A 10968-nucleotide genomic window follows, 5' to 3' on the forward strand; every position below is an offset into this window, starting at 1 on the left:
CTCACGGAGCTGCGCTGGCGCGCCATGCGCGCGGGGATTGCCCGGTCTGCGCCTTGAACGCGCGCGACAGGGCCGCTTCGCTGCCATAGCCGACGTCGGCGGCGATGCGCTTGAGTGGCTGGCCACGGCGCAGGGCCTGCTGCACCAGCCGCGTCCGCCAGGCCTGCAGATACTGCCCCGGGGTGCTGCCGATGACCTCGCGGAAGCCTTCGGCGAAGGCGCTGCGTGACATCCCCGCGCGCTCGGCCAGGGCCTGCAGCGACCAGTCCTCGGCCGGCCGCTCGTGGATGGCCACCAGCGCGTGGCGAAGCCGTGGATGGCCCATCCCGGCCAGCAGGCCAACCTGGATCTGGCCGTTCTCCATCAACGTGCGCAGCACCTGGATGATCACCAGTTCGAACAGGCGGTCGAGCATGGCCTGCCGCCCGCAGCGCTGGGTGAACGCTTCTTCGACCACCATGCCCAGCGCCGCCTGGCTGCCGAGCAGGCCGGCCAGCGGCAGGCAGACCGGGCTGGGCAGGGCCTCGGCCACCGGGCTGCCCTCTCCCGCCTCGAAGCGCAGCTGTGCGGTGACCAGTGGTACCTCGCGCCCGGCTGCCACCGTGAAGTGGTGGGACTGCGGGCGCGCGTACAGCAGCACGCTGGGCGCCTCCATGTGGATCGGTGCTGGGCCGCCCTGCACGATCACCCCGCCCTCGGCGAGCAGGTGCAGCAGGGGCTGGGCGGTGGCCTCGGCAGGTACATAATGTCCGCTGATGCGGCCGCCCTGCTGCAGGCGTGCGCTGACCGGAAAGCGGTCCAGCAGTGATTCGAGTCGGTCGAGCATTCTGGACGCTCCATCAAGTCTGCAGGATTTTATGTAGCATTCCGTCCTGCCACTGTGTGCAAACTAGCGCACACCGGCCCCCGCGCCAACCGTCTCAACAGGAGCACTGCCATGTCCATCGAAAAGGTTCTGTACACCGCGCAAGCCACCGCCACCGGCGGCCGCGAAGGTCGCGCCGTCTCCTCCGACAGCGCGCTCGACGTCCAGCTGTCCACCCCCAAGGAACTGGGCGGCGCCGGCGGCGCAGGCACCAACCCGGAGCAGCTGTTCGCCGCCGGCTACTCAGCCTGCTTCCTGGGCGCGTTGAAGTTCGTCGCGGGCCAGGCCAAGGTGGCCCTGCCGGCGGAGACCACGGTCACCGGCCGTGTCGGCATCGGCCAGATTCCCACCGGTTTCGGCATCGAAGCCGAGCTGACCATCAGCGTGCCGGGCCTGCCGCGCGAGCAGGTGGAAGAACTGGTGCAGAAGGCGCACATCGTCTGCCCGTACTCCAATGCCACGCGCAACAACATCGACGTAACGCTGATCGTCGCCTGAGCCGAAAAAAATGGGCGGATGCCGGTCGAAACCGGGCATCCGCCCATCCTGGCTGCGATGGCCCCGGTCGTGCCGGGGCGGCAGCGATTCAGTTCTCGCGGGCGATGAGCTGCACCACGCTGGAGAAATCCAGCTTGCCACGCCCCGCCTGGTGGTTCATCGAATACAGATTGCGCGCCAGTTCGCCGAGCGGAATGGAGGCGCCCACGCCCATCGCCGCTTCCACCGCCAGGCCCAGGTCCTTGAGCATCAGGTCGCTGCCGAAGCCGCCGCTGTAGCCACGCGAGGCCGGCGCATTCTCCAGCACGCCCGGCCACGGGTTGCACACTTCGGTGGCCCAGCTGCGGCCGGTGCTGACGGCCATCATGTCCGAGAGGACCTTGGGGTCCAGGCCATGCGCCACGCCCAGCGCGATGGATTCGCCGGTCACCGCCATGATCACGCCCAGCGCCATGTTGTTGCACAGCTTGGCCACCTGACCGGCGCCGCTGGCGCCGACATGGAAGATGTTCCTGCCCATCGCCTGCAGCACTGCGCGCGCGCGTTCCAGGGCGTCCGCTTCGCCGCCGACGATGAAGGTCAGCGTGCCGGCCGTCGCCCCCGCGGTGCCCCCGGATACCGGTGCGTCGAGCATCTGCAGGCCACGCGCAGCCGCCGCTTCAGCGACCTTGCGGGCCACGGCCGGTGCGATCGTGCTGCAGTCGATCAGCAGGGCCCCGGCCGGGATGTCGGCGAGGATGCCGTCTTCGCCCAGATAGACGCCCTCCACGTGGCGGCTGGCGGGGAGCATGGAGATGACCACTTCGGCGTCGGTCAGCGTATCCAGCGCGGAGGTGGCCGCGTGCGCGCCGGCGTCGACGGCGGCCTGCAGCGCGGCCGGCACCAGGTCGAACACGCGCACAGTGTGGCCGGCCTTGACCAGGTTGGCTGCCATCGGGCCGCCCATGTTGCCCAGGCCGATGAAGGCGATCCGGCTCATGCAATGATCCTTTCAGTGGAAGTGCCGAGGTCGGCCAGCGGGTGGTCCGCAGCCGGCCATGGCGAAGTGAAGAAGGCCTGGGCCCACGCATGGGTGGCTTCGGCCAGCGAGGCCGGCTGCCAGTGCGGGGTGCGGTCCTTGTCGACCAGCAGCGCGCGGATGCCTTCGGCGAAATCGCCGTGGGCGGCACCGTGCAGCGCGGCCACATACTCCAGCCGGTACACGCTGGCCAGGTCCTGCCCTGCCGCGCGGCGTTGCAGTTCGAAGCCCAGCCGCGCCGAGCCGGGGGCACCGGCCTGCAGGGTCTGGGCCGCCGTCTGCAGCCAGGGGTCGTCGGACTGCAGCGCGGTGATGCGGGCCACGATCGGTTCCAGATCGTTGCCTTCGCACAGGCGGTCCACCAGGGCCGCGTTGGCGAACAGCGGGCCGGTCGCCGCATCGCTGGCGAAGGTCTGCAGCAGGATCGTCAGGCGCGTGCCGTTTTCGGTGCTGTCGGCACTCCACGCGGTCTCGCCCAGCGCATGCAGGACGTCGCTGCGGCGTGCTTCGGGAATGTGCAGATCGGCCAGCCCGGCGTAGATGGCATCGCCGGCATTGAGGGGCGCACCGGTGAGGGCCAGGAACAGTCCCCCCCGGCCCGGCACGCGCGGCAGCAGGTAGCTGCCGCCCACATCCGGGAACAGGCCGACGGTGATCTCCGGAAACGCCAGACGGGAGCGCTCGCTCACCACACGGTGACTGGCGCCGGCCATCAGCCCCAGTCCCCCGCCCATGACGATGCCATGGCCCCAGCACAGGATCGGCTTGGGGAAGGTATGGATCAGGTGGTCGACGCGATACTCGACATCGAAGAACTCCACTGCATGGGCGTTATCGCGGATATCGGTGGCGCCGCGTTCGCGATAGGCCACCATGCTCGCGTACAGCCCGTGCAGGTCGCCGCCGGCGCAGAAGGCTTTTTCGCCTGCGCCCTGCAGCACCACCAGCGCAATCCCGTCGTCGATGGCCCAGGCCTGCAGTCTCTCCAGCAACAGGTGGGCCATCGGCAACGAGAAACCATTGAGCGTGCGCGGCGCATTGAGCGTGGCCAGCCCGATGCGCGTTCCATTGGGCGCGGCGCGCTCCTCGAAGATCACCGGTGCGGTGTCATCGGCGCTCATGCGTTCTTCCACTGCGCGCTGCGCTTTTCCAGGAAGGCGCTCACGCCTTCCACCTGATCGGCGCTGTCGAACAGGTCCACGAAGGCTTCGCGCTCGGCCACCAGGGCCGCGGCATGGGTGCCGGTGCGGGTGAGCTGCACCAGCGTCTTGCACGCGGCGATGCTGGTCGGGCTCTGCTTTCCGGCTTTTTTCGCCCACTCCAGTGCCAGCGCCTTGCCTTCGCCCTTGCCGGCCATCTGTTCGGCCAGGCCGATGCGTACGGCCGTTTCGGCGTCGATACGCTCACCCAGCAGGATCATGCGCTTGGCCCAGCCCTCACCGACCAGGCGCGGCAGGTTCTGGGTGCCGCCGGCGCACGGCAGCAGGCCGACCGTGGCCTCCGGCAACGCCACCTGCGCATGCGCTTCGATGATGCGCAGATCGCACGCCAGCGCGCATTCCAGGCCACCGCCCATGGCGTAGCCGTTGATCGCGGCGATGGACACGCCACGGAACGCGGACAGGGCCTCGAATGCTTCACCGAAACGGCGTGCGGCTTCGCGTGCGGCGGCTTTGTCACCCGAAGCGAACTGGTTCAGATCCGCGCCCGCGGAGAAGAACTTCTCGCCATCGCCGGTGATCACCAGCGCATAGATGTCGCGGTCCGCGTTGAGCGCACCGACCAGATCGCGCAGCGCCGACAGGCTGTGCACGGTCCAGGTATGGGCCGGCGGATTGTGCAGGGTGATGACCGCTACATGGCCATCGGCCTCGACCTTCAGGCCGATGTGTTCCTGGGTGCGCCAATCGTTCATCGCAGTTCCTCTTCGGTGTTGAGCAGGTGGCGGGCGACGATCACCCGCATGATCTCGTTGGTGCCTTCAAGAATCTGGTGTACGCGGCAGTCACGCAACAGGCGTTCGATCGGATATTCGCGGATGTAGCCGTAGCCGCCGTGGATCTGCAGGGCCTCGTTGCAGACGGTGAAGCCGGCATCGGTGGCGAAGCGCTTGGCCATCGCGCACCACACCGTGGCATCGCTGGCAGCGGCATCGAGCTTGCGCGCTGCGGTATGCACCATCTGCCGCGCAGCGACCAGCTCGATGGCCATGTCGGCGAGCTTGAACTGCAGCGCCTGGAATTCGGCCAGCGCCTTGCCGAACTGGCGGCGTTCGCCCATGTAACGGCGCGCGGCATCCAGCGCCCCCTGTGCGGCACCGAGCGAGCACGCGGCGATATTGATGCGCCCACCGTCCAGGCCCTTCATGGCGAGCTTGAAACCACCGCCTTCCTCGCCCAGCAGGTGGCTCACCGGCACGCGTACGTTCTCGAAGGTGATGCCACGCGTGGGCTGGCTGTTCCAGCCCATCTTCTCTTCCTTGCGCCCGTAGCTGATGCCGGGCAGGTCGGCCGGCACCGCGATCGCACTGATGCCACCGGCTCCGGCGCCACCGGTGCGCGCCATCACCACCAGCAGCTCGGTGGCACCGGCGCCGGAAATGAACGCCTTGGCGCCGTTGAGCACGTAGTCATCGCCCTCGCGCACGGCAGTGGTCTTGAGCGAAGCGGCATCCGAACCGGCACCCGGCTCGGTGAGGCAGTACGAAGCCAGCTTGCGGCCCGAGGACAGATCGGGCCCCCATGCGGCACGCAGGGGCTCCTGGCCCCACTTGGCGACCATCCAGGAGGCCATGTTGTGGATGCTCACATAGGCGGCGGTGGACGGATCCACGCAGGCGAGCTCCTCGATGACGACGGCGGCGTCCAGACGGCTCAGGCCGCTGCCACCGACCTCCGGATCCATGTACAGGCCACAGAAACCGAGTTCCCCGGCCTTGCCGATCGCCTCGCGCGGGAAGATGCCCTCCGCATCCCACCGCGCGGCATGTGGCGCCAGTTCGGCCTGGGCGAAGTCACGCGCTGCCTCGCGATAGGCCTGCTGCGCTTCTTCGAGTTCCGTCGTCATCGAGTTGCTCATGAGGGGCTCCCTTGCTGTGCCGGCTTACTTCAGGCTGATGGTGGTGTTGACGCCGTGGCTGGCGGTTTCGTCATCGAACCAGCGCGCGGTGACCGTCTTGGTCTGCGTGTAGAACATCACCACCTGCTTGCCGTACGGGCCGAGGTCGCCGAGCTTGGAGGCGCGCGAACCGGTGAAGGAGAACAGCGGCACGGGCACCGGGATCGGCACGTTGATGCCCACCTGGCCCACGTCGATGTCTTCCTGGAAGCGGCGTGCGGCCGCGCCGCTCTGGGTGAACAGCGCGGTGCCGTTGCCGTTCGGGTTGGCGTTGACCATCGCGATGGCCTCTTCCAGCGTTTCCGCCTCCAGGATCACCAGCACCGGCCCGAAGATTTCCTCCTGGTAGATGCGCATGTCCGTGGTGACGCCGGCGAAGATCGTCGGTCCGACGAAGTTGCCCTTCTCGAAGCCGTCCACCTGCGGATTGCGGCCATCGAGCACCAGCTGTGCACCCTGCTCCACACCGGATGCGATCAGCCCTTCCACGCGCTCGCGCGCACTGCAGGAGATCACCGGTCCGACATCCGTGCCGGCCACGCTGCCAGCGCTGACCTTGAGGGTTTTCGCCTTGGCCACCAGCTCCGGCACCCAGCCGCGGGCCTCGCCCACCAGCACCAGGGTGGAGGCAGCCATGCAGCGCTGGCCGGCCGCACCGAAGGCGGCGCCGACCATCGCGTTGAGGGTCTGTTCCTTGTTGGCGTCCGGCAGTACCACGGCGTGGTTCTTGGCGCCCATCATGCACTGCACGCGCTTGCCCGCCAGCGAGGCACGGTTGTACACGTGGGTACCCACCCGCGTGGAGCCGACGAACGAAACCGCCTTGATGTCCGGGTGGTCACAGATCGCGTTGACCACGTCCTCGCCGCCGTGGACCACGTTCAGCACGCCCTTGGGAATGCCCGCCTCCAGCGCCAGTTCGACCAGGCGCATGGTCACCATCGGGTCCTGCTCGGACGGCTTGAGGATGAAGGTGTTGCCGGTGGCGATGGCCATCGGGAACATCCACAGCGGAATCATCGCCGGGAAGTTGAAGGGGGTGATGCCCGCGCATACGCCCAGCGGCTGCATCAGGGTGTAGGTGTCCACGCCATTGGCCACGTTGTTGGCCAGCTCGCCCAACTGCAGGTTGCCGATGGCCGCGGCATGCTCGACCACTTCCAGGCCACGGAACACATCGCCCTCGGCATCGGGCACGGTCTTGCCCTGTTCGGCGCTGAGGATGTGCGCCAGCTCGCTCATGTTCTCGCGGATCAACTGCTGGTACTTCAGGAAGATGCGTGCGCGGGTACCGATGGGGGTCTTGCGCCAGGTCCTGAAGGCCTCCTTGGCCGCGGCGACGGCGGCATCGACCTCGCCCGGGGTGGCGAACGGCACCTGGGCCAGCACGTCCTGGGTGGCCGGGTTGACCACGTCCTGCCAGTGCGCGGTGGACGATTCGACGAACTGGCCGTCGATCAGCAAGCGGATACGGGGCGCTGCAACAGTCATGGGGGTTCCCGGCGGTCGAAAGATGCTTGGCATTATTCACAGCGCGCGCCTCGCATTCCGGGCGCTCTCCGCTTAATCTGGCCAAGTGACCGGACGATTCTTGTTAATCCTGTGAATTCCCACGCGTCCCAACGCCATCTGGGCCTGCGGCTGGTGCGTCTGCGCGAGCAGCATGGCTTCAGCCAGGCGGGCCTGGCACAGGCCATCGGTGTGTCGGCCAGCTACCTCAACCAGATCGAGCGCAACAAACGGCCGTTGACCCCGGCCGTGCAGGCGCGCCTGCGCCAAGTGCTGGGTGACCTGGGCGAGCTGTTCGATATCGACGAGCCGGGCGCCCTGCAGGAGGCCCTCGGCGACACCCTGCGCGATCTTGGCGTGGCCGATGCCAGTGCCGGCGAACTGCGCGCCATGGCCGGCAACCTGCCCCATATCACCCGGGCCCTGCTTGATCTGCACCGCCGCCATCTGGCGCTGCGCGAGCACGCCAACGCACTGGAGTTCCAGCTGGGCGAGCCGGGCGCAGGGCAGGCCCTGCCGCCGGGCGACCAGGTGCGTGATTTCTTCAACCGCATGCACAACCACATTCCCGAACTGGATGACCTCGCCGAGCGCCTGTTCATCGACTGGGGACTGGCACCGGGCCATGTAGCGCCCCGCCTGCGCCAGCTGCTGGCCGACCGCCACGGCGTGCTGGTGGAGGTGGTGGCGCTGCAGCCCGGCCGCGAGAAGCGCCTGCTGGATGACGACGGGCGCACGCTGTTCCTGCCCGATTACCTCGAACCCGGACAGCAGGCCTTCCAGATGGCTGCCGAGCTGGCCTTGCGCGCGTACGCGGCGGAGGTGGATGCAGTGATCGCCCGCGCCGGCTTCCGGGACCAGGCGCGCGTGGCACAGGCGCGGATCGGGCTGTCGAACTATTTCGCCGGTGCGCTGGTGATGCCGTATGGGCCGTTCCTGCGCGCGGCAGAGCATAGCGGCTACGACATCGAACACCTGGCCCACGCGTTCGGCGTGGGTTTTGAAGCGGTCTGCCACCGGCTCAGCACGCTCGCCCGGCGCAGCGCGCCCGGCCTGCCCTTCTTCTTCATCCGCGTGGACCGCGCCGGCAACGTCTCCAAGCGCCATTCGGCCACCGATTTCCACTTCTCCCAGGTCGGCGGCTCCTGCCCGCTGTGGATCGTGTACGAGGCCTTCAACCAGCCCGGCCGCATCCTCACCCAGACCGCGCGCATGCCCGATGGCCGGCGCCATTTCTGGCTGGCGCGCCAGGTCAGCAGCGGACCGATCGGCCACGGGCAGCCCCGCAAGACCTTCGCGGTGGCGCTGGGCTGTGACCTGCAGCATGCCGAGCGGCTGGTCTATACGCGCGGACTGGACATCCAGAGCCCGGGCAATTCGGTTTCGATTGGCCCGGGCTGCCGGGTCTGCCCGCGCGAGGACTGCATGCAGCGCGCGTTCGCGCAGCTGCCGGGGCGCTGAGCCATGCGCTGCCCACACAGGACGCGCACGCGCTGCACCCGGCTCAGTAGATCGGGGTGACGCGCAGCTGCGGCAGTGGGCGCGGAGCGCCCTCGCCCAGGTCCGGGCCGAGATCCTCCCAGCGTGCTCCCTGTTCCACCATCTGCGCATAGAGCCGCTGCGATTCCCGGCGCTTGTCCTGCGCGGTCAGGGCATAGGAGGGCGGCAACGGCTGGCCACGGGCCACGCTGGCATACGCCGCACGGTAGGCCAGCACCTGCTGCGCCGGATCAGCCGTGCGTGCCACCTCCACTGTGTAGCGCTGGTAGGCCGAGGCCAGGTTGCGCCAGCGCACCCAGTAATGGTTTTCGAAGGAAAAGGCGCGAAAGCGCTGCCCGGCCAGTGTTCCCTTGTCGGCGATGCGGCTCAGCACCTCCTGCGGCATGTCCAGGTTCATGCCGCCTTCGTCGCCCTCCAGTGCCACGTGCACGATGCGGTCACGGTAGCCCGGCGCCCGGGCCTGCAGCAGGTCGCGCCAGTTCTGCATGGTGGACACCACAGCAAACAGGAAGCGGCCAATCTCGGCGGCCGCCAGCGGCGCGGCAAGGCTGCTGTAGCTGCGCTGCCAACCCTCGCGGTTGCTGCGCGGCCGCACCACGGCGCGTTCCAGCGCGGCTTCACGGTCATCCCGTCCGGCCGCGGGCTCGCCGCCGGTGGGATACACCAGGTTGATGGCGAAGGTGGGCCAGCGCGGCAGGCCGGCGTCGAACAGGTGGATGGGGAAGTTGCTGCTGATGCCGCCGTCAGAGAACCAGCAGGGCCGGAATCGGGTGATCGAGGCGCCGGCCGGCTGGCCACTGCGCGTCAGCCCTTCCATGCTGTCGGTCACACCCTGCGACGGATGCGCCTGGCCTGCCTCGGCGCGCTGCACGCGGCGCTCATGACGCGCCGGTTCATGCAGCGGCACGGCGCTGATGAGCAGCGGGAAACTCAGGCTCATGCGTGTGGCCACCAGCACCGGCAGCTGCTCGCCCGCCGGCAGCAGGTGGTAACGCCGCCCGTCGATCTCCTGCGTGGCGGTCGCCGTGCGTACCAGCCAGTCCACCACCGCGGCCGGGAACAGCCGGTCGAACTCTTCGCGCACGAACCAGAAACACGCCTCGGTGAAGGGCAGCGTGCGCGGCTCCTTGTGCGAGATGCAGGTGCTGATCATCTGCAGGGTGATCGCGCGCGGGTCGGCCGGTTCATCCGCATAGCGCGGCGCGGCATGCAGATCAGCGAAGGTCAGCGGGGCGTCCAGCGGCTTGCCCGCCAGCTGCTGCAGGCGCCCGTGCAGCCAGTCCGTGAGCGCGGGCGTGGCAGGATCATCGCCCCGGCCGCTGCACAGCCCCATCAGGTTGCCGCGCGCAACCCGCGCCACGCGCAGCAGCGCCCCGGCAACGCCCGCGCCGTAGGCACACAGCAGCGAGGGCAGCAACGTGGCCAGCATGCCCTGTACGCCGCCCACCAGCACGCCGAGGCCGAGCAGCAGGACCAGCGCGACCAGGACTTCCAGCGGTGCGATGGTGAACACGGCCAGCACCAGGCGCAGCAGTTTGCGCGGCCACCCGGCGTGGCTGGCCAGCACCACCAGCAGGCGGTAGGCCGCGCGCGCGCCACGCGCGGGTTGGAACAGGCGGTAGATGAAGCCCTTGCGGGAGAGCTGTGCGGAGACATCGGCGAGGCCATCAAAACCGGCGAGTGCCGGCAGTACCTCGCCGGCGTGGCGACGGCGGTCGCCGAGTGCGGCCGCGGCCGCCACCGCCGCCGCGATGGCGCCGGCCGAGGTGCCGCCGATGCTTTTGAACCGGTAGTCCCGGGCCAGTGCAAGCACGGCGTTCGGGTACACGATGCCGCTGGTGATGCCGCCCTTCATGACCAGATCGCAGTATTTCGCCGCCATGACGCTGTCCTTGTGGTCCCCGCTGATGTGGATTATGGCGGGAGCCACTCGCAGGGAATGAGACACAAACGGCAGATCCCGGCGTGGGTTACGGCGAACGGCTGAGCCCCTCGTGGCGGCGTGGGACTTCTGGGTTTCTGTGGTTTGGCTGGGCGGGTGAAGGCGGCGGGGGACGGCAAGAGCTGCATCCATGCGTGCCTCGCGTCGCGCCATCCTTGGCGCGACACGCCCCCGCTGCCCCCACCCGCCCAGCCCCTGACACGCTCCGTGCGCCACCACGGATGAAAAAAATAAAAAGCAAAAGCAAAAGCGTTGGTGTTCGTGCGCACGAGGTGGGAGGGTTGTCGTTGGGGTTACGGCGAACGGCTGGGCCCCTCGTGGCGGTGCGGGGTTTCTGGTTTGCGTGGTTTGGCTGGGCGGGTGGAGGCGGCGGGGGACGGCAAATGCTGCATCCTGCGTGCCTCGCGTCGCGCCATCCCTGGCGCGACACGGCCCCCCCCCCGGGGGGGCCCCCCCCCCCCCCCCCCCCCCCCCCCCCCCCCCCCCCCCCCACACAAAAAAAAAAAAAAAAAAAAAACA

9 protein-coding genes are annotated in these 10968 nt (G+C 68.7%); 2 read left to right on the plus strand and 7 right to left on the minus strand.

Going from position 1 to position 10968, the window contains the following annotated elements:
• Position 1 precedes the first annotated feature (1 nt).
• Positions 2 to 826 (minus strand): AraC family transcriptional regulator, encoded by an 825-nt coding sequence (locus FHY09_RS15365; RefSeq protein WP_166927773.1) that lies wholly within the window; start codon positions 824 to 826, stop codon positions 2 to 4.
• A 111-nt stretch (positions 827 to 937) separates the two neighbouring features.
• Between FHY09_RS15365 and FHY09_RS15370 the strand changes: the two genes are divergently transcribed.
• Entirely contained in the window at positions 938 to 1363 is a 426-nt protein-coding gene (locus FHY09_RS15370; protein ID WP_166927774.1) for an organic hydroperoxide resistance protein, read from the plus strand.
• Between the two features lie 88 nt (positions 1364 to 1451).
• Here the strand turns inward: FHY09_RS15370 and mmsB are convergent, their stop codons facing one another.
• The 5 genes from mmsB to FHY09_RS15395 are packed head-to-tail and all read right to left on the minus strand — an operon-like array spanning position 1452 to position 6989.
• The gene (mmsB, locus tag FHY09_RS15375) at positions 1452 to 2342 is read right to left on the minus strand and encodes a 3-hydroxyisobutyrate dehydrogenase (RefSeq protein WP_166927775.1); all 891 of its coding nucleotides are present in this window, start codon (positions 2340 to 2342) and stop codon (positions 1452 to 1454) included.
• The gene (locus FHY09_RS15380; RefSeq protein WP_166927776.1) at positions 2339 to 3502 is read right to left on the minus strand and encodes an enoyl-CoA hydratase/isomerase family protein; all 1164 of its coding nucleotides are present in this window, start codon (positions 3500 to 3502) and stop codon (positions 2339 to 2341) included. The genes mmsB and FHY09_RS15380 overlap by 4 nt, the downstream gene beginning before the upstream one ends.
• The gene (locus FHY09_RS15385) at positions 3499 to 4296 is read right to left on the minus strand and encodes an enoyl-CoA hydratase (RefSeq protein ID WP_166927777.1); all 798 of its coding nucleotides are present in this window, start codon (positions 4294 to 4296) and stop codon (positions 3499 to 3501) included. The genes FHY09_RS15380 and FHY09_RS15385 overlap by 4 nt, the downstream gene beginning before the upstream one ends.
• The gene (locus FHY09_RS15390; protein WP_166927778.1) at positions 4293 to 5459 is read right to left on the minus strand and encodes an acyl-CoA dehydrogenase family protein; all 1167 of its coding nucleotides are present in this window, start codon (positions 5457 to 5459) and stop codon (positions 4293 to 4295) included. The genes FHY09_RS15385 and FHY09_RS15390 overlap by 4 nt, the downstream gene beginning before the upstream one ends.
• A 24-nt stretch (positions 5460 to 5483) precedes the next feature.
• Complete coding sequence (locus tag FHY09_RS15395) at positions 5484 to 6989, minus strand: CoA-acylating methylmalonate-semialdehyde dehydrogenase (protein WP_166927779.1); 1506 nt, start codon at positions 6987 to 6989, stop codon at positions 5484 to 5486.
• A gap of 111 nt (positions 6990 to 7100) precedes the next feature.
• Here FHY09_RS15395 and FHY09_RS15400 point away from each other — a divergent pair, with 111 nt between their 5' ends.
• A complete protein-coding gene (locus tag FHY09_RS15400) occupies positions 7101 to 8468 on the plus strand; it encodes a helix-turn-helix transcriptional regulator (RefSeq protein ID WP_166927780.1) in 1368 nt (455 codons plus the stop codon).
• A 43-nt stretch (positions 8469 to 8511) separates the two neighbouring features.
• On the opposite strand, the gene FHY09_RS15405 is transcribed toward FHY09_RS15400, so the two are convergent.
• Positions 8512 to 10389, minus strand: a complete 1878-nt coding sequence (locus FHY09_RS15405; protein ID WP_166927781.1) for a patatin-like phospholipase family protein — start codon at positions 10387 to 10389, stop codon at positions 8512 to 8514.
• Positions 10390 to 10968: the final 579 nt, after the last annotated feature.

Source organism: Xanthomonas sp. 60 (genome assembly GCF_011761925.1).